The organism is Allobosea sp. P2_B12 (assembly GCF_056404835.1).
The window spans coordinates 358,679-380,892 of sequence record NZ_JBFUDG010000004.1 but is presented as its reverse complement, the minus strand read 5'-3'; the positions used below and the strand labels follow the sequence as shown (position 1 = coordinate 380,892).

The window sequence follows — 22,214 nt, the reverse complement described above, 5'->3', positions numbered from 1 at the left end:
ATCTGGTTCTCCGTGTCGGGTGTTGGCGCGGGCGCGGTGAGCGCTGGATGTCAGTGGGCGATCGCGAGCGGGGTCGATGCGACGGCCAGCGCCGCGAGGCGGCCCGCGGGGCGGCTGCGCAGTTGCGCCAGGCGCCGGGCGGCGAAGAGGTTCGTGCCGCCGCGTCGGGCGAGACGCTCGCCCAGCACATGGGCGGCGCGGTCATGCTGTCCGGCGCGGATCAGGCTCTCGGCATAGGCCTGCTCGAACAGGTCGCGCTGGGCATGGCTGCCGCCGATCGCGACGAGGCCGTTGCGGGCGGCACCGAGCAGGCGGGCGGCTTCCGTATAATCGCCCTCGCTGAAGGCGATCAGCCCGAAGGCTGATAACGCGCCGCTGTGGGCGGCCTCGCGGCGCTCGCCGCTGGGATGGGCATGCGCGTCCTGCGCCAGGCTGCGCGCGATGGCCTCGGCCCCGTCATGATGGCCGGCCCCGAGCAAGGAGAGGGCGTAATGCAGGTCGGCGAAGACGAGGCGGCCGTCATGAACCCGCGTCTCGGCCTTCGCGGCGAGCTCTTCCCAGCGATTGCCGACATCGACGCCGGCATAATCCAGCCGCGCCAGCAGCGAGGCGCCATTGGCGATATCGCGATAGTCGTCGGTCGGCTCGGCGCGAAGCTCCTCGTCGTAAAGGCGCAGCACCTCGGCGGTCTCGCCGCGCTCCAGCCGGAACAGAGCGAGGTGCCAGGCGATGTGGAAGCGCAGATTGTTGGCATGGGCGACGTTGCGGCCGTCGCCCAGCCAGACCACGCCTTCATCGGCCCGGCCGGTCATCTCCAGGACATGGGCGACGGCGTGGCGGCCCCAGGCGTCGCGCGGGCTGAGCTCGACGGCGCGGCGGCCGACACGCTCGGCCTCGGCATAAAAGCCGCGCTCCTCCAGCGCGAAAGCGTAGCAGCCATTGACGTAGCCAGCGAGCGGATGGGTCGCGGGGAAACGGGGCACCACGCGGCGCAGACTCGCCAGCATCTCGGCCTGGTCGCCAAGCAGGAAGCGCAGGCCATGCGCGAGCTTCAGCGCCAGCACGTCGAAGGGGTGGGCGAGCAGGATCGCTTCCAGGCGCTGGGCTGCCTGCCGCGGTGCGTCGTCGAGCCAAAGCGCCAGCGCCTCGACCACCATGGTCTCGCGCCGCGTGATCGGCCGCAGCGCCGCGGAAGCGCGTGCCTTGACCATGCAGTCGCGTGCCGGGCCGAGCAATTCGGGGCGCGCCAGCGAGAGCAGCATCATGCCTTTGGCGGCATGGGCCAGCGCGAAGTGAGGGTCGGCCTCCAGCGTGCGCGCGAGATGCTCGGGCGTCGCGGCGGCATGGGCGAGCAGGGCTTCGAGCGTGTCGTTCCAGGCGAGTCGGGCGCCATCATTCGCGGTGCTGATGCAGTCGCCGGAGAGGTCGTGATTGGAGTGGTCGGAAACCATGGGCTGCTCCATTGCGGCGCTCGTCGCGAGCACTCATCAGGGAGTTCGCAGCGAACCGATCAAACGGCGTTCAACTCACTTCACGGACGCGTGTCGGCAGGGCGATGGCGGCGGACTCCGGATTGGCCCGCGGCCGGGCTTCGGATTCAGGCGCCGGCTTGGCCCAGGGCGCGCCCTTGAACCAGCCGACCACGACCGCGACGCCAAGGATCAGCGCAAAGCCGGTGAGATTGAGCAGGGCCACGACGAGCTCGCCGCGCCCGGCCATGTCGGCGGCGGTGCCCAGCAGGCGAGACAGCACGACGCTGGCGAGGAAAGCCGCGAGCGATTGCCGGCCGATCAGGATGAGCAGATGCCCCACTCCCCGATCGAGCTGCCGGCGCCAGGGCTCGATCAGGCTCAGCACGAGATAGGCCAGCGCCAAAAAGTGCAGCACGCGCAGGATGTGCAGGTTGCTCTTCTCGGCATCGGGTAGGATCAGCGCGCGCAGGGCCTGCGCTGCCGGCCAATGCTCGAGGATGCCCCAGAAGGAGAGCGGGACCGAGAGCGCGATGAAGATCGCAGCGCCGGTCATCAGGCGCCGGTCGCCGAGCTCGGGCACCGGCAGCCACTTCATCGCGATGAAGAAGCCGATGAAGAAGATCAGTTGCCAGGCGAAGGGATTGAGGAACCAGCCCGCGCCGTTCCAGGGATTGCCGGGCAGGTTGAGACCCTCGCTCCAGACCAGCGCATAGAGCAGTCCGGCCAGCAGGAACGGCAAGGCGGCATGGACGCGCCTGAGCGCCATCATCACCGGCACCAGCGCCAGGATGACGAGATACATCGGCAGGATGTCGAGATAGTCGGGCTGCCAGGTCAGGGTGGCCAAGCCGAGCAGGGCGGTCTCCGCATCGCTCAGCAGCGGCGCGAATTGCTTGGCGACCTCGGCGAGGCCGAAGCTGCGATCGAGCAGCGCGGCGAGCGCGATCAGCGCCAGCACAACGCCGAGCTGGGCCCAGTAGACCTGCCAGATCCGGTAGGCGATGCGCGCCGTGCCGAGCGCGAGCCCGCGCCGGACGAAGACGCTGCCGAAAGCGAGCGCGCTGGCGATGCCCGAGCAGAAGACGAACAGTTCGGCTCCCGAGGAGAAGCCGAAGCGCGCCGGGATGAAGGCGTTCCAGCTATTATCCGGCACATGCGCGACGAAGATGATCAGCATCGTCAGGCCGCGGAAGAAATCGAGCCGCTCGTCGCGCGGCCGCTTCGTTGTCTGCGGAGCCTGCTGTTGCATCAGAAGGCTCCCTCATAGCTGTCGGCGTCGATCCGGCAGGCCAGCACGGTGAAGCCGCCGCGCCTGAACGCGGCATCGGCCTCGCGCCGCAGGCTGTCGCGGTCGGACAGGGTCACGCCATGGCCGCCCATCGCCTGCGCCACCGCGGCGAAATCGGTCGTGCCGAAATCGACGCCGGCCCGTTTCAGCCCAAGCTGGCGCTGCTTCAGCGCGATCAGGCCGAGGCTCTGGTCGACGAGCGCGACGATGATGACGGGGAGTTCGAGGTCGCGCAGGGTTGCGAGTTCGCCGAGCACCATGTCGAGACCGGCATCGCCGACGAAGCAGAGCGTGTGCCGGTTCGAGCCCAGCGCCGCTCCCGTGGCGAGCGGCAGCGCGCAGCCCATGGTGCAGAGCCCGGTCGATTGCAGCAGGCCGCGCGGCCGGTCGCAGGCCCAGATCTGGCTGAGCAGGATGCGGTGCGCGCCGGAATCGGCGGTCGCGACCGTGCCGGCCGGGGCGGCCTCGCGCAGGGTCTCGAACACCGCATGCGGCCCCCAGGCCCTAGGCGCGGCGAAGGCCCTGTGGAAGCTGTTCCGGATCGCGGCCGGCTCGCGCCCGGGCCATGTCGGCTTCGGCGGCAGCCCTTCGGAGAGCCGGGTCAGGATCGCGCCGACATCGCCCTCGAGCAGCACGGTCGATGCATGCATGCCGTGCTGGAGCGGCTCGGCGACGATGTCGATGACGCGCTTGCCGGCCGGCCAGGGATGGCGCCAGCCCTGCCGCATCTCGATCGGGTCGTAACCCGCCAGCACGATCAAATCGGCGGCCTCGACCAGCGGATGCACGATCGCGTCGGCCTTCGGCGACAGGCCGATGCCGCCGATCACACGCGGGTCGCCCTCGGGCACGAGCCCCTTGGCCTTGTAGGTGGTGAGCAGCGGCGCGCCCGTCTGCGTCAGGAAGCGGTCGAGCGCCGCCGCGCCGCCCTGGTTGACGAGGTCGAGCCCGGCGATGACGAGCGGGGTCTTCGCGCTCGCGACCAATTCGCGGGCAAGAGTGAGGTCGGCCGGCAGGGAGGGCTGCGCCAGCGGCATCGCGAGCGAACTGCGCCGCGGGCTGCGCGCCTCGGCGACGGAAATCGGCAGGTCGATATGGACCGGGCCGGGCCGGCCGCGCAGGGCTGCGGCGATCGCCTTCTCGACGACGAGGTCCTCGGTGCACGGCGCGGCGCGGAACGTCGCCTTGACCAGCGGGCGCAGCACCGCCTGATGGTCGAAGACCTGATGCGTGTAGCTCTCGGCCAGAGCGTGGTCGACGCAGCCCGTGATGAAGATCAGCGGGACGCGATCCTGCTGGGCATTGGCGACGACATTGATCGCGTTGGCGACGCCGGGTCCGAGCGTCGCGACCAGAACGGGCAGGGCGCCGGTCGTGTGCCAGAGCCCCTCGGCCATGAAGCCTGCAGCGTTTTCGTGCCGGGCGAGCAGGAAGCGGATGCCGGCGCGCTCCAGCGCATCGACCAGCGCCAGCACCTCGCCGCCGGGAATGCCGAAGGCATGGGTCGCGCCGGCCGCCGCTAGCCGGCCGGCGACAAGGTCGGCGCCGGTGACGGTCTCGTCCCGGACCGTGCTGGGGTGGGCTGTTGCGATGGTTTCGTGGCGCATGCTGTCGTCCCGGCTGGCCGCACCGGCGGCGCGCCGGGAAGATCGCGCGGCGAGGGCGTTTGGTTACATCTTCACGGAGATGTGAGCTTGGCACCCGCCATCGCGGACGGGGTGTTTGCCGTTGCGGGCGAGGCCTGTGCCGGCATGGCGAGCCGCCAGGCGCGCTCGACCCAGGCCGGATCGGCCATGTGGCCGCCGGCATGCAGGCAGAGTTCGAGCCGCTCCGGGCCGCCGCAATTCTCCGCGACGCTGCAGGTCAGGGTGGCGGCTGGCGCGGCCTTCAAGACGGCGGCCAATGGCACGGTGCAGCCGCCGGGCGCGAGGATGGCGAGGCTTCTGAAGACGTCGCCCTGCCGGGAGCCCTGGCGCAGGGTTCGCCCGGCCATCGGCACCGTGGTGTCGGTGGTGCCGTGGACATGGATCAGGTTCGGGCGGGGGCCGGCGCAGCTCTCCGGCACCGGCTCCCAGAAGGCGCCGGCGATCGGCGCGAAGGCGGCGAAACGCGCCGGCATCCGGCAGGCGAGATACCAGACCATCGAGCCGCCCTGCGAAAAGCCCGATGCCAGGATGCGGCCCGGATCGACGGGAAAGCGCCGGGCGACATCGTCGAGCACCTGGCCGACATAGGAGAACTCGTCGCGATTTTGCGATGGCGAGCCGGGAAAGGACCAGCTCCGACCCATGCCATCCATGGCGATCAGCGCGACGCCGAGGCGCTGCGCCACCGCGACCAGCCCCCGATCGGCGACGATCTCCTCGGCCGAGCCCTGATAGCCGTGGAAATACATGATCGCGCCGACCGGCTGCGAGCCTTGCGTCTGCTGCGGCAGGACGATGCGGTAAGAGCCACCATCGACCTGGCAGCCGCCCTCAGCGGGGCAGGAATCGACGGGCTTCAGATCGGCCGCCGTCTGAGCCCGAACCGGACCCGTCAGGGCGCAGGCGGTGGCGAGCGCCAGCAGCCAACGTGTCGAATGCCATGCCGCTGCCATCGCCGAAGCTCCCTGGCGAGCGCGCCCGCGGGGCGCTCTCGCGGGCTCGAGCGTAGCGGGGCTGCCGGCGCGGTTCATCTGCGGGTCACGGGCTTGTGAGCCCCGTGTCGGCATGCGACGGAATAGGCCGGATTCCGCCATACCTTCCGGGAAAAGCGCCTGGCCTTGTCGCTCGCCGAACTCGAAACGCAGTTGCGACCGGTCTTCCTCGCCGCATTGGCGGGCGATGCTGCGGCATACCGGCTCTTCCTCGACACGATCAGCGCCCGGCTGCGCGGCTATCTCAGGCAGATGCTGCTGCGTGTCGGTCGCAGCGAGGCGAGTGAAGCCGAGGATGTGCTGCAGGAGACGCTGCTGGCGCTTCACATCTCCCGCCACACCTATGATCCGGCGAGCCCGGTGACGGCTTGGGCGCATGCCATCGCGCGCTACAAGCTGGTGGACCATCTGCGCCGCAGCGGGCGTCACGCCGCGAACCTCCCGCTCGACGACGAGGTTTATCAGCTCGCTGCTCCCGACGGCGCGGCGCCCGATGCCAGGCTCGATCTTGAGAGTGCCATGCAGGCCCTGCCCGAGCGCACGCGCGTGCTGATCGACAGGGTCAAGATCCAGGGCGCGAGTATCGCAGAAGCGGCAAACGCCGAGGGCATGACCGAGACGGCGGCCAAGGTCGCGATCCATCGCGGCCTGAAAGCCATGGCCCGGTTCCTGACAAAGCGCGGGACGCGGCCGACATGAAGCGATGCGACGCCAAGGCCCTGTAACCTTTCGCCGGCTTGCGGCGAATTCCCTTTCGAACCGAACTCATTTTCAAGACCGGACATGCAAACCGACGACCTGATCTCCCTGATGACCGCAAGCCACCGGCCGGTGGATACCGGCTGGCTGAAGCGCGCCACCTGGATCGCGGCGCTGGCGACGCTTGCCGCCACGGTTGCGCTCGTTCTCCTGACGCTCGGCCAGCGGCCTGATCTCGGCAGCGCTTGGATGACGCTTCCGGTCGTCGCCAAGGCGCTGCTGGGCGCCAGCGTCGCGACCATCGCGCTGGTGCTGTTTCAAAGGAGCCTGCGTCCCGGGCTGAAACCGGCACGTCTCCTGCCGCTGGTCGCGATTCCCGTGCTGCTGGTGGCGGCGGGCGCCGTGCTGACCCTGGCCCAAGTGCCGGCCGAGCAGTGGAGCGCGCTGGTCTTCGGTCGCTACTGGCGCGCCTGCCTCATCGCCGTGCCGCTCTATGCGCTGTGCCCGCTTGTCGTTCTGCTGATCGTGGCACGCTCCGGTGCGCCCATGAACGGGCGCCTCACAGGCGCCTGCGCCGGCCTTGCCTCGGCCGGTCTCGCCGCGGTGGCGTATAGCGTGCATTGCCCCGACGACACGGTGCCGTTCCTGGCGACCTGGTACACACTGGCGATCATGATCGTGACGGGGCTGGGCGCGCTCGCCTTCCCGCGCCTGATCCGCTGGTGAGGGGCTCGTCCATCAGCCCAGATCGGTGAAAGACCAGTCCGCTTCGGTCACGATCATGTCGATGAAGGCCCGGACCTTGGCCGAGAGCAGACGCTGCGTCGGATAGACGATCTGGATCGGAAGCGGCGGCAATTCATGCTCCGCCAGCACGATCCGCAATGCGCCCGTGCGGATGGCCTCCGCCGCCTGATAGGCCAGCACCATCGTCAATCCGCCGCCACGGATCGCATGCTGGATGGCGGTGTCGGCGCTGTTGGTGACGAATGGTGGGCTGATCGCGACATGGGTCCTGCTTCCGGATCGCTCGAACTCCCAGTCGCCCCTGGCGCGAAACCCCGAAAAATGGATGCAGCGGTGCCGGGCGATCTCGGCGGGGTTGCCGGGCACGCCCATCTCCCCGAGATAGTCCGGCGCGGCGACGACGACGCGACGCGTCTCGCCGATGCGACGCGCCTTCAGGCTGGAATCGGCGAGATGGCCGATCCGGACCGCGGCATCGATGCCGTCATCGACGAGGTTGATCATCCGGTCGGAGAGGGTGAGTTCGCCGTGAACAGCGGGGAAGCGCGACAGATAGGTCGAGAACAGCGGGCCGACATGCAGGCGGCCGAAGGCCAGCGGGGCGGAGACGGCAAGACGCCCTGAGGGCTCGGCCTGCGTCGCCTGCAGCGAGGCGTCGGCCTCCTCGAGTTCACCGAGGATCCGGCGGGCCAGCAGGAGATAGCGCTCGCCTTCGTCGGTCGGCGTCACCAGCCGCGTCGTGCGCTGGAGCAGGCGGACGCCGAGATGCTCTTCGAGCCCCGCGACGAAGCGCGTCACGGCCGATGGCGACAGACCGAGCTTGCGTGCCGCCGGCGCGAAGCCGCGCAACTCCGCGACCTTGACGAAGGCGGAGAGCATCGCGAACCGATCCATGGCGATTACTCCGCTGTGCGCAACAGTGAGATGATAAAGCGAGCGATTATCATTTCGAGGTGCGAGTGTCATCTCTCCGGTCAGGCTGCGCCGAAGGCGCGAGACCGGGAGTTTTCCAGATGTCCGAGACGGCATTTTCAAGCGACATCGCCTTCACCCCCGCGGTGAAGACGATACAGAGCCGCAAGGGCTCGCGCGGCGGCTACCACAAGATGGAGGAGCGCGGCGGTTGGCAGACGACCGTCACGCCCGATCTCGCCGCCTTCATCGCGGCGCGCGACAGCGTGTTCATGGCCACGGCGAGCGCCGACGGCCAGCCCTATATCCAGCATCGCGGCGGGCCGCCCGGCTTCCTGCGCGTGCTCGACGAGCACACGCTGGGCTTCGCCGATTTTCGCGGCAACCGGCAATATGTGACGCTCGGCAACCTGTCGGAGAACCCGAAGGCCTATCTTTTCCTGATCGACCATGCGCGCCGGCAGCGCATCAAGATCTGGGGCACGGCGCGGGTGGTCGAGGACGATCCGGAGCTGATCGAGAAGCTGCGCGTCCCCGGCTATAGCGGCGTACCCGAGCAGGCGATCCTGTTCGATATCGCCGCCTGGGACGCCAATTGCCCCCAGCATATTCCGCAGCTTCTGCCAGCCGAGAAGGTGGCCGCCGTGCTGGACGAGCGCGACCAGCGCATCGAGGCCCTGGAGGTCGAGATCGCGCGACTCAGAGCCGGGAGCCTGCAGGCAATGCAGAACTCCTGACGCGATCTGTCGCGATGGGCTTCCAGCGCGGTGGCTGGAGGGCAGCGGGCGATGCTAGGCTGAGCTCCAACGCAGGAGGCTCAAGACATGGCGGCGTCACAAGGGACGATCCGGGTCGGCATCGGTGGCTGGGTCTTCGAGCCCTGGCGCGGGGTGTTCTATCCCGATGGCCTGCCGCAGAAGCGCGAGCTGGAATATGCCAGCGGCAAACTCGGCTCGATCGAGGTCAACGGCACCTATTACGGTTCGCAGAAGCCCGAGAGCTTCGCCAAATGGCGCGCCGAGACGCCGGACGGCTTCGTCTTCGCGCTCAAGGGCTCGCGCTATTGCACGAACCGGCGCGTGCTGGCGGAGGCCGGCCCCTCGGTCGAGAAGTTCATCACCAGCGGGCTGACCGAGCTGAAGGAGAAGCTCGGTCCGATCAACTGGCAGTTCATGCCGACGAAAGCGTTCGACCCCGCCGATTTCGAGGCCTTCCTGAAGCTGCTACCGAAATCGCATGACGGCATCACGCTGCGCCACGCCGTCGAGGCGCGCCATGACAGCTTCCGCTCGCCCGATTTCGTCGCGCTGCTGCGCGACTACGGCGTCGCGGCGATTACCTCGGCCGATTCCGACTACACCCAGATCGCCGATATCACGGCGCCCTTCGTCTATGCCCGCATCATGGGCACGAAGGAGGCGCAGCCCAACGGTTATTCCGATGCCGATCTCGATGGCTGGGTTCAGCGCGCCCGCATCTGGGCTGCCGGCAAGGTGCCCGACGGGCTGGAGACATTCGGCGCAGCCCCGGCGAAGGCCGGCCCGCGCGACGTCTTCCTTTATGTGATCAGCGGCGACAAGGTGCGTAATCCGGCCGCCGCGATGGCGCTGACGCAGCGGCTAGCGGCCAAGGGCTGACGGCGATCGCAGCTGGTCTCGTCAGACGATGTCCTGGCAGACATCGACCCATTCCGCGCCGGTGAGCGCGGCCATGCGCTCCGGCGAAATGCGGACTGCGCTCTGCGTCGAACCGGCCGCCGGCACGACCTCGTCGAAGGCCTTGAGCGAGATGTCGCAATAAACCTGTAGCGGCGTGGAGAGGCCGAAGGGGCAGACGCCGCCGACGGGATGGCCGGTCAGCGCCACGACCTCGTCGGCATCCAGCATGCGCGGCTTGGCCCCAAGCGCGGCCTTGACCTTGCGGTTGTCGAGCCTGGCATCGCCGCGCGCGACCACGAGCACGACGCGGTCCCCGATGCGCAGCGAGAGCGTCTTGGCGATCCGCGCCGGCTCGACGCCATGCGCAGCGGCGGCCAGCGCCACCGTCGCGCTGCTCTCGGGCGTCTCGATGATGGCGATGTCGGGGGCGTGCTGTGCGAAGAAGGCGCGGACGGAATCGAGGCTCATCGCGCTACCTGAACCTGAGGAAGAGCAGGATCGCGAAGGCCGCCGGCAGGCCGAAGACGAGCGAGAAGAACGGCATCTCCTGCAGAAGCGTATAGCCGGTGCGATTGACCCCGACCCAGAGATTGACCAGCGACGCTACCAGCCAGAGCGGCAGGAAGAGCTTCACGGCCAATCCGGTCGGATCGCCGCCGCCGAGCTTGAGCCGGCGCGCCAGGAAATGCAGGGCTCCAAGCAGAGCGAAGCCGGCGGCGATGAGCTTCAGCGTGTGCATACCGACCCCCGATTTTGAGTGCTTCAATGCCGGAAATGGCGATGCCCAGTGAAGACCATGGCGAGGCCGGCCTCATCGGCTGCCTTGATGACCTCGTCGTCGCGCATCGAGCCGCCGGGCTGGATCACGGCGGTGGCGCCGGCCTCGGCAGCGGCCAGCAGGCCGTCGGCGAAGGGGAAGAAGGCATCCGATGCCACGACCGAACCCTTGGCCAGCGTTTCGCCGAGTCCGGCGGCCTTGGCCGCCTCGCTCGCCTTCCAGGCGGCGATGCGCGAGGAATCGACCCGGCTCATCTGGCCGGCGCCGATGCCGACGGTGGCGCCGGCCTTCACATAGACGATGGCGTTCGACTTGACGTGCTTGGCGACGCGGAAGGCGAAGCGCAGATCGGCAAGTTCCGCCTCGCTCGGCTGGCGCTTGGTCACGACCTTGAGCTCCATGTCGTCGACGACGGCGTTGTCGCGCGCCTGCGCCAGGAAGCCGCCCGAGACGGTGCGCAGCGAGAGGCCGGGTGCGCGGACGTCGGGCAGGCCGCCGGTCAGGAGCAGGCGCAGATTCTTCTTGCCCGCGATTACCGCGATCGCCTCCTCATCGGCGTCGGGCGCGATGATCACCTCGGTCAGGATTTTTACGATCTCGCGGGCTGTAGCCCCGTCCAGCGTGCGGTTGAAGGCGATGATGCCGCCAAAGGCTGAGACGGGGTCGCAGGCGAGCGCACGCGCATAGGCCTCGCCGAGATCAGAGCCGGTGGCGACGCCGCAAGGATTGGCGTGCTTGATGATTGCGCAGGCGGCCGAGACGGCGGGATCGAATTCGGCGACGCATTCGAAGGCGGCGTCGGTGTCGTTGATGTTGTTGTAGGAGAGCTGCTTGCCCTGGAGCTGGCGCGCGGTCGAGACGCCCGGCCGGTGCCCGGGCGTGCTGTAGAACGCGGCCCATTGATGGGGGTTCTCGCCGTAGCGCATGCTCTGAACGAGGGTGCCGCCAAGCGCGCGATAGGCCGGCGCGGTGTCGCCGAGTTCGTTGGCGAACCAGTTCGAGATCGCGGAATCATACGCCGCGGTGCGGGCATAGGCCTTCTGGGCGAGCTTGCGGCGCAGCGTCAGCGTGGTCGCGCCCTTGTGGGACTGGAGATCGCCGAGCACGGCGGCGTAGTCGGCGGCATCGACGACCACGGCGACGTCGTTGTGGTTCTTGGCGGCGGCGCGGATCATCGCGGGACCGCCGATATCGATGTTCTCGATGCAGTCGTCATAGGGCTTGCCCGCCGCGACGGTCGCCTCGAAGGGGTAGAGATTGACGACGAGCAGGTCGATCGGCGCGATGCCGTGGCCGAGCATCGAGGCCTGATGCTCGGGGTGGGAGCGGATCGCCAGCAATCCGCCATGGACCTTGGGGTGCAGCGTCTTGACGCGCCCGTCCATCATCTCCGGGAAGCCAGTGAGATCGGTGACGTCGGTCACCGGCAGTCCGGCCTCGGCGATCGCCTTGGCGGTGCCGCCGGTCGAGACCAGCGCGATGCCGAGCCGGTTCAGCGCGCGCGCGAAATCGATCAGCCCGGTCTTGTCGGAGACGGAAAGGAGCGCGCGTTCGACGCGGCGAAGCTCTGTCGGCATCGGGGCATGTCCGGGGCTGGTCTACAGGGGAACTGCAAGGCAGGTGTCGGGCGCGAGCTATCATGCTGCGGCGCGCAAAGCAAAGTTGCGCCAGGCAGATTGATTATGCGTCCGGTGCCGGTTCGGGCGGCGTTCCGGCCTCTGGAGGCGCGGGCCTGAACCGCGCGGTTGTCGGCGCGGCCGCGCCGACGCGGCTGAAGCGCCAGACGATCCGGGGCGTCGCGACCGCGTCGAAGGCGAGGCTGAGCTGTTCCGTGCGCCGCCGTCCATCTGTCGCGGCGAGGAAGATGCTCTCCTCGATCGAGACCGTCAGGCCCGAGGCCTCGAAGGCCCAGACCTCGCCATTGGGCAGCGCCAGCATGGCGCCCTCGCCCTCGCGGATCAGGCTCGGCCTGACGGATGGGTGCAGATGGAAGCGGGCAATCGCCGGTAAGCCGGCGGGCGTACCGGTGAGCGTGATCTCGTCCTCGCCCGACAGCGACGCACCATCGCGCGAGAGCAGCAGGCGGCGCGTATGCACGGCTCCCAGGCCGCGGCGATAGCCGTCATGGCTGCCGACCCATTCCTGGCCCTCTTCCGCATCCTGCCGGGCGACGCGCACATCGGACGGACCGGAGATGACCCGCATCTCGCCCAGGACGAGGCCGAAAGCGGCGCTGGAGCGGTCATTCAGCGTGACAGTGGAATGCGCCGCCGTGCTGCGCGCCGCGAGGCGGAGTTCGTCCGAGCCGTAGCGGCTGGTGCCGCAATTGACGACGAGGCGCTGGGCGCCGCTGGAGAATTCGAACGCAAGGCAGCCGGCATGCGCCTCGATCGAATGGGCACCGCGCGGCGGTGCGCCCGCATCGATCACGGCGATGCTGCGCTCGCCGGAAAGCCGGCTGTAGCCGGAATAGGCGGCCTGCTCGTTCGGCCGCGCGCGGGCATCGTCATAGGCCGCAAGCGTCGCCATGAGATCGGGTGGCGTCGTGCCCATGCCGTTGAACAAGGCGAGCGCGCCGTCGCCATGCCGGAACAGCCGCAAATGCGGCATCATCCGCTCGATTCCCATTAGCACGCCGCGTGGTGGCTCGATGCCGCGCGCCATGAAGGTCTCGCGCAGCGGCAGGAGGTCGAGCAGCAATTCGATCAGCAAGCGCGGATTGCGGCTGAGATGGCCGCCATCGGGCAGGATCTGGTGGTCGAGTTCGTCGGAGAGCAGGAACTCCAGCCGCCGCCGCCGCGCGTCCTGACCATCGAGGCAGACCGCGGCGAAGGCCACCGCGATCAGGCAGTTCAAGCGCGCGGCACCCTCGACCGCGCCGGCGAGCGCGAGGTTCAGCCGGTCGGCCAGCCGCGAGACATGGCGCACGAAGCGCTCGTAAAAGACGTGGTCGGCGCCTTCCAGCAACAGCGGCGAATGCGACAGGAAGGAGATCAGCCGCCGTGCCGCGACCGCCGGGCGGCGCGCGATCTCGTTGCGGTCGCGCTTCTTCGAGATGAAGTCGTCGACCAGCGCGCGGGCATTGGCGCGGGCGATGGCGGTGTCGGCGGCATGCATATGGCGCAGCCAGCCGAAGCCGTGAAGCGCCTCGGCCCAGGCCTCGCTCGGCGGCTCGCTGTCGAAGGGCGATTCGCCATGGGTGCGCAGGGTGCGGCCGGCGAAGGCATAGTAGCCGGCATAGATATCGCTGGCCGTCGTCGGGTCCGAAGTCCGCAGGTCATGCGGCGCGAAGAGCAGGCGGGTCGCCGTGGCACGGCCGAAGGGCCAGAGCTTGCGCGCGAAGCCGACGAACTGGCCACGGGTGCGCCGCGCCGCTCGGCCGATGGCGGCCCGGGCCAGTCCCTTGCGCTCAGACCAGCCGTTCAATGCCCCGATACGCCCCGTACCCATTACGCCTGGTGCCGTCTGCCAACGCGAATCCCCGCATCGTCATAGCCTGATCAGGCGGCTTGCGTAAAATCCGCTCCATCCAGAAAGGCGCGGCGTTTCGTTGCGGAGCTGGTGGGGCAGGGTGCGCAGGTCGCCGTTGCGGTCGATCGCCTCACTGAGCCCGCCGATCTCGGCGGCTTCGATCGGCTTGCGGGCGAAGTCGGGATGGCCTGCCAGAAAGGCCTCGATCTGCGCTTCGCCCTCCTGCGGCTCGAGCGAACAGGTGCAGTAGACAAGCCGGCCGCCCGGCCGCGTCAGGCGTGCCGCAGCTTCAAGCAGTCGCGCCTGCAGGGCGACGAGCTTGTCGCGATCCTCAGGCGATTTGGTCCAGGCGACGTCGGGGTGGCGCCGGATCGTCCCGGTCGCACTGCAAGGCGCATCGAGCAGCACGGCGTCGAAAGGCTCCGTCTCCCACAGGGTGGCGTCCTTCGTGACGATCTCGGCGGTGAGGCCGAGCCGCTCCAGATTGGCCCTGAGCCGGCGCAGGCGCGGGCCCGAACGGTCGACCGCCGTCACCTGCGCGCCGAGCGCTGCGAGCTGTGCCGTCTTGCCACCGGGCGCGGCGCAGAGATCGGCGATGCGCTCGCCGGCTTTCGGTGCGAGCAGGCGCACGGGCAGCGCGGCGGCTGCATCCTGCACCCACCAGGCGCCTTCGTCGAAACCGGGCAGGCTACTGATGCCCTGGCGTTCGCGCAGCCTGATCGAGCCCGTCGGCAGGAGCAGGCCATCCAGCTTCGCGGCCCAGCCCTCGGCATCGTCCTTCACCGAGATGTCGAGCGGCGGTTCGTCGCGATGGCTTCGTGCGATGGCGGCGGCCGTGTCCTCGCCATAGCTCTCCATCCAGCTCTCGGTCAGCCATTCGGGCGTGTCGAGGAAGGGATCGATGGCCTCCGCCAAGATCGCCTCGCGCTCGCGGGCGAGCCGCCTCAGCAGCGCGTTGCCGAGCGACACATAGCGCGAGGAGCGGGCATCCTCGTGGAGATGGCGGATGGCGAGGTCGACGGCGGCGTGATCGGGAACATCGAGAAAGAGGATCTGGGCGGCGGCTGCGACCATGATCGGCTCGAAGGGGCCGGAATTGCGGGGGCTGCCGCGCTCGAGCCGGGCGTTGATCGCCTCCTGGATCGTGCCGAGACGCCGGAACGCCGTGATGGTTATGGCCCGCGCGAGCGCGGCATCGGCGGCGTCGAGTCCGAAGGACGGCGCCAGCCGCTCATGCGTGTCGTCGAGCGCGAGCCCCGCGCGCAGCACCTCGTCGATGACGGCGGCTGCGAGCTTGCGTGCGGGAAGGCCCGGAGCGGTTGCGCCCTCGGCGTCGCTGCTCTCATCCGGCTGCGCGGGTTTGCGGTCGTCGTCCTTGATCGCCTTAGCCACCGGTTCAGCCCCAGGGGCCGGGCTGATGGCCCGAGCCCGTGCCGCCCCAGGGAGTCTGGGAAGCCTGATTCATGAAGCCGCCGGCATTGCTGCCGATACCCATGGCACGAGCCTGCTCCATCAGCGCGGCGATGCGGTTTCCGGTGTCGGGATGTGTCGAGAACAGGGAATCCATGCCGCCGCCAGTCAGGGGATTGATGATGAACATGTGCGCCGTAGCAGGCTTCGCCTCCGCCGTCTCGTTTGGAATATGCGCGACGCCGCCGGCGATCTTGGCCAGCGCATCGGCCAGCCAGACCGGATTGCCGGCGATTTCGCCGCCGAGCCTGTCGGCCTCGTATTCGCGCGAGCGCGAAATCGCCATCTGGATCACCATGGCGGCGAGCGGTGCCAGGATCGACAGCAGGATCTGAGCGACGAAATTCGGCCGGTTCTCGCGTGAGCCGAACATCATGCCGAAGGTCACGAGCGACGAGATAGCGCCGGCCATGGTGGCGGTGATCGTCATCGTCAGCGTGTCATGGTTCTTGATATGGGCAAGTTCATGCGCCATCACGCCGGCCAGCTCCTCATAGCTCAGCGTGCGCATGATCCCTGTCGTCGCCGCGACGGCGGCGTTCTGCGGATTGCGGCCGGTGGCGAAGGCGTTGGGCTGGTCCTCGTCGATCAGATAGACGCGCGGCATCGGCATGTTCGCGCGGGCGGCGAGGTCACGCACCATGCCGTAGAGCTCGGGCGCTGTCTGCGCATCGACCTCATGGGCGTTGTGGGCGGCCAGGGCCAGCCGGTCGGAGTTCCAGTAGCTGAAGAGATTGGTGACGGCGGCGAAGCCGAGCGCCATCAGCATGCCGCCGCTGCCGCCGAGCAGGTAACCGACCGCGCCGAACAGCGCGGTGAGGCCGGCCATCAGCATGCCGGTGCGGATATAGTTCATCGTCGTTCCCGTTGTTCGCAGGCCAGATTTGCCTCGCATGCGCGGGTCGCGGCGACATGCCCCTCCCCGGATGCGGATTTGCGCCTTATGTGGTGAAGGCGGTGCCGATCCCGCAAGAGAGTGGTGAGAAGAGAGCGATCCGATGAGCCAGCCGCCCGACGAGACGAAGGCTCCCGAAGCGCCCGACGAGGCGCCTGCCCGGACGCTGTCGCCCGCAGCCCGGCGCGCCCTGGCGGAAGCCGAGGCAAGGCGCGCGGCGATCGACGCGAAGGCCGCCGGGGTGACGGGGGCACGCGAGATCAATGGTCGCGGCGGGCTGGAGCCGGTCCGCTACGACGACTGGGAGGTCAAGGGGATCGCCAGCGACTTCTAAAGCGTGATGTCGATGACTCCGTCGGCAATCAATTCCTCTCCGTCATTCCGGATCGGCGCCGCTTCGCGGCTTGTCCGGAATGACGGCGCGTTGAAACGCTCGGGGCTGTTTCCGTTTATTTCGCCCGCTTCGAGCCGACCAGTTCGTCCCATTTGCGGAAGGCGACGACCATTTTCTCGGGCTTCAGCGGCAGCTCGATTGGGTTGTTGGCGATCAGGTCGGCATATTCGGGGCGGCCGAACTCGGCGATGACGTCCTGGCTCGCCTTGGGCGCGAGCGAGAGCGGCACGTTCTTCACCGCCGGACCCGGGTAGAGATAGCCCTCGTCATAGGCATAGGCCTGTGCCTTGGGGGTGAGCACATAGGCCATCATGTCGAGCACGACGGCGAGCCGGTCGTTGGGGATGCCCTTGGGCACGCACATGAAGAAGGCGTCCGAGACCCAGTGGAAGCCCTTCAGCGTCTGGATCTTCGCCTCCTTCGGCACGATGCCGAGCGCGCGCGGATTGATGTCCCAGCCGGTGGTCGAGATGATGATGTCGCGCGAGCCGTCGCCGAACTCCTTCATCGTCGCGCCGGTGCCGGCGGGATAGTATTCGATGTACTGGCCGAGTTCCTGGAGATAGGCCCAGGTCTTATCCCAGCCGCCAACGGGGTCCTGCGGGTCCTTGTCGCCGAGGATATAGGGCAGGCCCATCATGAAGGTCCGGCCCGGGCCGGAATTGGTCGGGCGGGCATACATGAACCTGTTGGGGTTGGCCTTGGCCCAGGCGAGCAGCTCCTCGGCCGTGGTCGGGACCTGCTTGACGCGGGTGGGCATGTATTCGAGCAGCGGGCCGGACGGGTAGTAGTTCACCACGACGCCGAAGCCGTCGCCCTGGACCTTGTGCAGGTTGAGCGCGGCCGGCTCGTAATTCGCCTCGATATTCGGGAACTTGTCGTTGAAATCGGGCAGGACCTTGAGCCAGAGCTTCTGGTCGAGGCCGGCCGCAAGGCCGTCGCTGCCGGTCAGGACGAGATCGAGATCGGCGCGGCCGGCCTCCTGCTGCGCCTTGATCTTGCTGGCGAGTTCGGGCGCCGGCGCCTTCACGAAGGCGATGCGCGAGACCAGCTTGGGATTGGCGGCGCGATAGTCTTCAAAAGCCTTCTGCATCAGGGCGAGCGCGCCGCCAACATCGATGACGCTGATCGTCACCGGCGCGGAGGGCAGGGGCGGCGAGGCGGCGCCCGCGCCGCCCGCGCCTGTCGCCATGGCGGTGAGGCCGCCCAGGACTGTGCGGCGATCCAGGACGGTGCGGCGGTCTTGTTTCATGATGCCATCTTGGCCTGTCGGTTTCCGGCTCATCTGGTATCTCCCCTTTTTATGGTTCAGGCGTCAGTCGTTGCGTGCGTATCCAGATTTAAATCATGGCCGAAGCGACGCTCGATCTCACCGAGGCGGATGCGGGTCACAGTCAGGTCGCGAGACCATTCGACCTTGCCGCGATCGAGCGTCACGCCGTGCGCCTTCAGCGCGGGCTCAAGCACCGCGAGCGGGTGGTCGGAGGCCATCGCGATCGCCTCGCCCGGCGTCGCGAACCCCCAGGCGACGAGATTGCGCATGGCCTGATCGAGACAGAGCGCCGAGCCCGCGAGCGACAAGGCGCCCGGCTGACGCACCGAGCCGTCGGGACGCAGCTCCACCGTCATGCGGGCGAAGGGATAATGGCCCGGCTTCGAGGCTGCCGCCGAAACCGCGTCGGTGACGAGGATGGTGCGCCCGAAGCCCTTGGCCCGCAGCAGCGAGCGCAGTGCCTTGGGATGAAGATGGATGCCGTCGGCGATGAAGCTCGCCCACAGCCGGTCCTCGGCGAGCTGGGCGAAGATCGGGTTCACCAGCTTGTGCAGCTGCTGCGGCATGCCGTTGCCGAGATGGGTCGAGAGGGTTGCGCCGGCTGCCGCCGCGCTCGCGACCTGGTCAAAATCCGCTGCGGTATGGCCGAGCGCAACGATGCGGCCAGCCTTTGCCAACGCGGCTATCAAGGCGGCCGCGCCGTCGATCTCCGGCGCCAGCGTCACCATCAAGATCGGCCGGGTCAGCCGGCTTTCCAGCCGCTCGACGAGGCCCGGATCGGCGGCCGTCATCGCCTGGGGCGGATGGCAGCCGGCATAGCCGTTGGCCGGGTTCAGGAAGGGGCCTTCGAGATGGTAGCCCGGGCACATCAGCGGGCCGAGCCGGCTCGCCGCGATCGCCGCGTCGAGCGCCTGGAAGCGTTGGTCGAGCTCGTCGGGCTGGGCAGTGATGATCGTCGGCAGGCAGATGGCGACGCCGGTCGCCAGCATCGCCTCCAAGGCGTGGTCGATTTCGGCTGGCGTCACCGTGCCGGAATTGAAATCGATGCCGGCAAAGCCGTTGACCTGAAGATCGACGAGGCCAGCCGTGCGCATCATCGCCTGCTTCCCCCTTTCAGGCGCTTTTCAGCAGCGACGCCGCCGGCGGATCGATGAACATCACTGTGTTGGGATGCGTCTGCAGGATCGAGGCCGGATGCAGGTTGCTGACCGGGCCGTCCAGCGCGTCGCGGGTGGCTATCGCCTTACGCGTGTCCGAGACGGAGGCGATGATCAGCGCGCTTTTCAGGATTTGCCGGACGCTCATCGAGATCGCGCGTTGCGGGACTGATTCGAATGTCGGGAACCAGCCCTCGCCGAATTGCTGCTGGCGGCAGCCCTCGTCGAGCGTGACCACGATATAGGGCTGCTCCGTGTCGAAATCGGCAGGCGGGTCGTTGAAGGCGATGTGGCAGTTCTCGCCGATGCCGGCGAAGCAGACATCGATGCGCTTGCCGGCGATCAAGGCGTTCAGCCGCGCCGTCTCGGCCTCCGGATCGCCCTCGCCATCGACGGGAATGAACTCGGGTGCATTGCCGAGCGGGGCCAGGAAACGCAGGCGCAGATAACGCCGGAAGCTCGCGGGGTGCTCCTCGGTAAGGCCGACATATTCGTCGAGATGGAAGGCCGTGACCTTGGTCCAGTCGATGCCCTCGGCCACGACCAGGTTCTGCAGCAGCTCGAACTGGCTCGCACCGGTGGCGACGATGATATTGGCATGGCCGAAGCGAGCTTGAGCCTCGCGGATCGCCTGGGCACCCAGGGCGGCGGCCTGCGCGCCGAGCGTCGCCTTGTCGGGGACGATGCGAATATCGACCATGCGATTTTTGAACCTTTGCCTATGTGATTGTTTTTTATATCGTCTTGGGAGCTTATGGGGCGTGCCCGGAAAGGCAACAGCTATTTTTGAACCGCCGTGTTCTGAATAAAGACATGGTCTCAATAGGGAATCTGGCCGGCCGTGATTCTGGCGACGCTCGACGACAGCCGTTTTTCGGTTGCCCATGACCGCGACTGCGCTCGGATCTACCGGCTCGTGCTGGGCGGCCTGGCCCATTCCCGCTCCGATATCGGCCGGTTGCTCGGCCTGCGCTCGACCTCAATCTCTCGCGTGGTCGCCGATCTGGTCTCGCGCGGCCTGCTGCTGGAGACGATGGGTGAGATCGCCGGGCGCGGCCGCCCCGCGGCTATGCTGCTCGCCAATACGCGGCGGATCGGCGCCTCTGTGATCTACGTCTCCAGCCAGTCGCTGTCGGGGGCGTTGGTCGATCTGTCGGGCCATCTCGTCACGCAACGGTCGATCACGATCGCAGGCGAGGCTGATAACGGCGCGATCGCCGCCGTGATGGCCGAGCTTGCCGTGCAATTGCTCGCCGCCATGCCTGATGGCATGAGCCATGCGGGCACGGCGGTCTCGCTGTCGGGCCTGCTCGACCTGTCGCGCGGGCAATGGCTGATGGCCTCGCGCTGGCCACGGATGCGCGGGCTCGACATCGGCGCCGCGTTGGCGCCGATCGCCGGGCCGGTCGAGATCTGTCGCAATCTCGATGCCGAACTGCGGGCGCGGGCCGTGCGCGAGCCCGAGCAGTTCGCCGGCAGCACGCTGTTGCTGCATTGGGGCTGGGGCATCGGCCTGTCCTATGCCGTCGATGGGCGCTCCTTCGCCCCGGCCGGCTCCTTCGGCGAAATCGGGCATTGGCGGCTGACGGCCCTGGGCGAGCGCCGCTGCGGCTGCGGCAATACCGGCTGCCTCGAAACCGGGGCGGCGCTGTGGTCGCTGCTGCCGGCGCTGCGCCGGCATTGGCCCGATCTCGACGAGGACGAGGTGCGCCTCGCCCTGCAGCTTGCCGGGCGCGATCTGGTGAGCCTGCCGGAAATCGATGCGGCGACCCGGCTGGTGGCGCGGGCGCTGGCCAATGCCTGCCGCATCTTCTTCCCGACCCGCATCGCCGTCAGCGGGCCATTCGTGGCCAATCCCGGCCTCTGGGCGCATTTCGATGGGTTGTTGCGGGCAGAGGGAACGATGGACGGCCTTGCCGCGCCGCAGCTTGCCAGCGTGCGCGCCAGCCAACTCCACGAAATCCATGGGGCGGCGGCGCCGCTGCTCGGCCGCGCCATGGAGGCGCTGCTGCGGCAGCAGGACTGAGCGGTCGCAGCGCGCTTGCCACGAGGGTTCGGCATGTTCCGGGAGAGGCACAAGACGCCGCCCGATGCACTGGCGTCCGATTTCTTGGTGCACTAGTATGCCAGTCAAGGGTCCGCAGTGTGCGCTTCGCATGCATGAAGAGACCTCAACCCAGGGAGAAGACATGACCCATCTGACACGTCGCAGCGTCGTGGCCGGCGCGGCCGGCCTTGCAGCCCTCGGCGCGAGCCGGGCTGAGGCCCAGAGCGCGCCCGTCGCGCTCAACATCATCGATGTCGCCGGCAACCTGCAATTGACCCAGGTCGCGATCGAGCGCTTCGCCAAGGAAAATCCGAAGATCATCTCGCGGCTAAATTTTTCGCGGGCGCCATCGCCGGAATTGCCGGCGAAGCTCAAGGCGCAGCAGGAAGCCAACCGCGTCGACATCGATCTCGTTCTGACCGGTCCGGGCGCGATGTCGGACGGAATCCAGCAGGGCCTGTGGGTCGATGTCTGGAAGTCCCATGCCGCAAGCCTGCCGAAGGCCGAGGAGGTCTATCACGAGCAGGCGTTGATGATGCAGCGCAATTTCGGCCAGAACGAAGGCGTCGCGGTCGCCTATTCGCCATCGGGCCCGCTGTTCGAATACATGCCCGATCGCCTCAAGGTCGTGCCGAAGACGGCCGAGGAGTTCCTTGCCTATGTGAAGCAGAACAAGAACCGCTTCACCTATGCGCGCCCTGTCAATTCCGGCCCCGGCTGGACCTGGCTTCAGGGCCTGCCCTACATCCTCGGCGATTCCGACCCCAGCGACCCGATGAAGGGCTGGGACAAGAGCTGGGCCTATCTCAAGGAGCTCGGCAGCGGCATCGACTACTATCCCGGCGGCACCACGCCGACGATGAAGGAGCTCGGCGAGGGCACGCGCGACGTCATCGTTTCCACCTGCGGCTGGGACATCAACCCGCGCGCGCTCGGCATCGTGCCGAAGGAAGCGGAGGTCTTCGTGCTGGCCAACACGCACTGGATTCCCGACACCCAGTTCATGTGCATCCCCAAGGGCGTGCCGGCGGACAAGGTCAAGGCGCTGCTGGCGCTGATGTCCTACATGCTGAAGCCGGAGGCGCAGGCCGCGACCTATGACAAGGGCTATTTCTATCCCGGCCCGGCGGTGAAGGGCGTGACGCTCGCCATGGCGCCGCAGGAAAGCCGCGACGTGCTCAAGGAGTATGGCCGTCCGAAATATGACGACCTTATCACTCAGTTGCCGACGCGGCCGCCGCTGACGCCGGAGCGCCTCGTCGCGGCCTTCCGGCGCTGGGATCAGGAGATCGGCGTCGGCCATACGCCGAAGTAG

21 protein-coding genes are annotated in these 22,214 nt (G+C 68.1%); 7 read left to right on the top strand and 14 right to left on the bottom strand.

The genetic code is table 11. The features are described 5' to 3' along the window. Positions 1 to 50 precede the first annotated feature (50 nt). The 4 genes from AC1DYU_RS13565 to AC1DYU_RS13550 all read right to left on the bottom strand — a co-directional run bounded on the left by AC1DYU_RS13565 (position 51) and on the right by AC1DYU_RS13550 (position 5,359). Positions 51 to 1,451 (bottom strand): tetratricopeptide repeat protein, encoded by a 1,401-nt coding sequence (locus AC1DYU_RS13565; RefSeq protein ID WP_476792071.1) that lies wholly within the window; start codon positions 1,449 to 1,451, stop codon positions 51 to 53. A gap of 70 nt (positions 1,452 to 1,521) precedes the next feature. Continuing rightward, entirely contained in the window at positions 1,522 to 2,721 is a 1,200-nt protein-coding gene (locus tag AC1DYU_RS13560) for an OpgC family protein (protein WP_476792070.1), read from the bottom strand. Then, positions 2,721 to 4,367: a thiamine pyrophosphate-binding protein gene (locus tag AC1DYU_RS13555; RefSeq protein ID WP_476792069.1), complete on the bottom strand. Its 1,647-nt coding sequence runs from the start codon at positions 4,365 to 4,367 to the stop codon at positions 2,721 to 2,723. Before AC1DYU_RS13555 ends, AC1DYU_RS13560 begins: the two co-directional genes overlap by 1 nt. A 71-nt stretch (positions 4,368 to 4,438) precedes the next feature. Continuing rightward, entirely contained in the window at positions 4,439 to 5,359 is a 921-nt protein-coding gene (locus tag AC1DYU_RS13550) for a CE1 family esterase (protein WP_476792068.1), read from the bottom strand. 165 nt (positions 5,360 to 5,524) lie between these two features. Here AC1DYU_RS13550 and AC1DYU_RS13545 point away from each other — a divergent pair, with 165 nt between their 5' ends. After that, a complete protein-coding gene (locus AC1DYU_RS13545; protein ID WP_476792067.1) occupies positions 5,525 to 6,097 on the top strand; it encodes a sigma-70 family RNA polymerase sigma factor in 573 nt (190 codons plus the stop codon). 84 nt (positions 6,098 to 6,181) lie between these two features. Continuing rightward, positions 6,182 to 6,823: an NrsF family protein gene (locus tag AC1DYU_RS13540; protein ID WP_476792066.1), complete on the top strand. Its 642-nt coding sequence runs from the start codon at positions 6,182 to 6,184 to the stop codon at positions 6,821 to 6,823. A gap of 12 nt (positions 6,824 to 6,835) precedes the next feature. Here the strand turns inward: AC1DYU_RS13540 and AC1DYU_RS13535 are convergent, their stop codons facing one another. Further along, the gene (locus tag AC1DYU_RS13535) at positions 6,836 to 7,738 is read right to left on the bottom strand and encodes a LysR family transcriptional regulator (RefSeq protein ID WP_476792065.1); all 903 of its coding nucleotides are present in this window, start codon (positions 7,736 to 7,738) and stop codon (positions 6,836 to 6,838) included. 119 nt (positions 7,739 to 7,857) lie between these two features. Here AC1DYU_RS13535 and AC1DYU_RS13530 point away from each other — a divergent pair, with 119 nt between their 5' ends. Together AC1DYU_RS13530 and AC1DYU_RS13525 are read left to right on the top strand one after the other, a co-directional pair. Beyond that, positions 7,858 to 8,493 carry a pyridoxamine 5'-phosphate oxidase family protein gene (locus AC1DYU_RS13530; protein WP_476792064.1) on the top strand — a complete coding sequence of 212 codons (636 nt, stop codon included), beginning with the start codon at positions 7,858 to 7,860 and terminating at the stop codon, positions 8,491 to 8,493. A gap of 87 nt (positions 8,494 to 8,580) precedes the next feature. Then, on the top strand, positions 8,581 to 9,393 hold the full coding sequence (locus AC1DYU_RS13525) for a DUF72 domain-containing protein (protein ID WP_476792063.1): 813 nt from the start codon (positions 8,581 to 8,583) through the stop codon (positions 9,391 to 9,393). A gap of 21 nt (positions 9,394 to 9,414) precedes the next feature. Here the strand turns inward: AC1DYU_RS13525 and AC1DYU_RS13520 are convergent, their stop codons facing one another. From AC1DYU_RS13520 to htpX, 6 genes are all read right to left on the bottom strand, one after another. Beyond that, positions 9,415 to 9,882, bottom strand: a complete 468-nt coding sequence (locus tag AC1DYU_RS13520; protein ID WP_158482536.1) for a YbaK/EbsC family protein — start codon at positions 9,880 to 9,882, stop codon at positions 9,415 to 9,417. Positions 9,883 to 9,886: 4 nt separating this feature from the next. After that, on the bottom strand, positions 9,887 to 10,153 hold the full coding sequence (locus AC1DYU_RS13515) for a hypothetical protein (protein ID WP_158482537.1): 267 nt from the start codon (positions 10,151 to 10,153) through the stop codon (positions 9,887 to 9,889). Positions 10,154 to 10,176: 23 nt separating this feature from the next. Further along, positions 10,177 to 11,769, bottom strand: a complete 1,593-nt coding sequence (gene purH / locus AC1DYU_RS13510) for a bifunctional phosphoribosylaminoimidazolecarboxamide formyltransferase/IMP cyclohydrolase (RefSeq protein WP_476792062.1) — start codon at positions 11,767 to 11,769, stop codon at positions 10,177 to 10,179. A gap of 103 nt (positions 11,770 to 11,872) precedes the next feature. After that, entirely contained in the window at positions 11,873 to 13,618 is a 1,746-nt protein-coding gene (locus AC1DYU_RS13505; protein WP_476792061.1) for a heparinase II/III family protein, read from the bottom strand. A 63-nt stretch (positions 13,619 to 13,681) separates the two neighbouring features. Continuing rightward, complete coding sequence (locus AC1DYU_RS13500) at positions 13,682 to 15,055, bottom strand: RsmB/NOP family class I SAM-dependent RNA methyltransferase (protein WP_476792060.1); 1,374 nt, start codon at positions 15,053 to 15,055, stop codon at positions 13,682 to 13,684. Positions 15,056 to 15,059: 4 nt separating this feature from the next. After that, positions 15,060 to 15,989: a zinc metalloprotease HtpX gene (htpX, locus tag AC1DYU_RS13495; protein WP_476792059.1), complete on the bottom strand. Its 930-nt coding sequence runs from the start codon at positions 15,987 to 15,989 to the stop codon at positions 15,060 to 15,062. A gap of 142 nt (positions 15,990 to 16,131) precedes the next feature. Here htpX and AC1DYU_RS13490 point away from each other — a divergent pair, with 142 nt between their 5' ends. Continuing rightward, the gene (locus AC1DYU_RS13490; RefSeq protein WP_476792058.1) at positions 16,132 to 16,362 is read left to right on the top strand and encodes a DUF1674 domain-containing protein; all 231 of its coding nucleotides are present in this window, start codon (positions 16,132 to 16,134) and stop codon (positions 16,360 to 16,362) included. A 115-nt stretch (positions 16,363 to 16,477) separates the two neighbouring features. Here the strand turns inward: AC1DYU_RS13490 and AC1DYU_RS13485 are convergent, their stop codons facing one another. The 3 genes from AC1DYU_RS13485 to AC1DYU_RS13475 are packed head-to-tail and all read right to left on the bottom strand — an operon-like array spanning position 16,478 to position 19,552. After that, the gene (locus AC1DYU_RS13485; protein ID WP_476792057.1) at positions 16,478 to 17,674 is read right to left on the bottom strand and encodes an ABC transporter substrate-binding protein; all 1,197 of its coding nucleotides are present in this window, start codon (positions 17,672 to 17,674) and stop codon (positions 16,478 to 16,480) included. Positions 17,675 to 17,730: 56 nt separating this feature from the next. Further along, on the bottom strand, positions 17,731 to 18,792 hold the full coding sequence (locus AC1DYU_RS13480; RefSeq protein ID WP_476792056.1) for an N-acetylglucosamine-6-phosphate deacetylase: 1,062 nt from the start codon (positions 18,790 to 18,792) through the stop codon (positions 17,731 to 17,733). A gap of 16 nt (positions 18,793 to 18,808) precedes the next feature. Continuing rightward, positions 18,809 to 19,552, bottom strand: a complete 744-nt coding sequence (locus AC1DYU_RS13475; protein WP_158482543.1) for a glucosamine-6-phosphate deaminase — start codon at positions 19,550 to 19,552, stop codon at positions 18,809 to 18,811. A 141-nt stretch (positions 19,553 to 19,693) separates the two neighbouring features. On the opposite strand from AC1DYU_RS13475, the gene AC1DYU_RS13470 reads away from it, so the two are divergent. Then, on the top strand, positions 19,694 to 20,878 hold the full coding sequence (locus AC1DYU_RS13470) for an ROK family protein (RefSeq protein WP_476792055.1): 1,185 nt from the start codon (positions 19,694 to 19,696) through the stop codon (positions 20,876 to 20,878). 163 nt (positions 20,879 to 21,041) lie between these two features. Beyond that, the gene (locus AC1DYU_RS13465; protein ID WP_476792054.1) at positions 21,042 to 22,214 is read left to right on the top strand and encodes an ABC transporter substrate-binding protein; all 1,173 of its coding nucleotides are present in this window, start codon (positions 21,042 to 21,044) and stop codon (positions 22,212 to 22,214) included.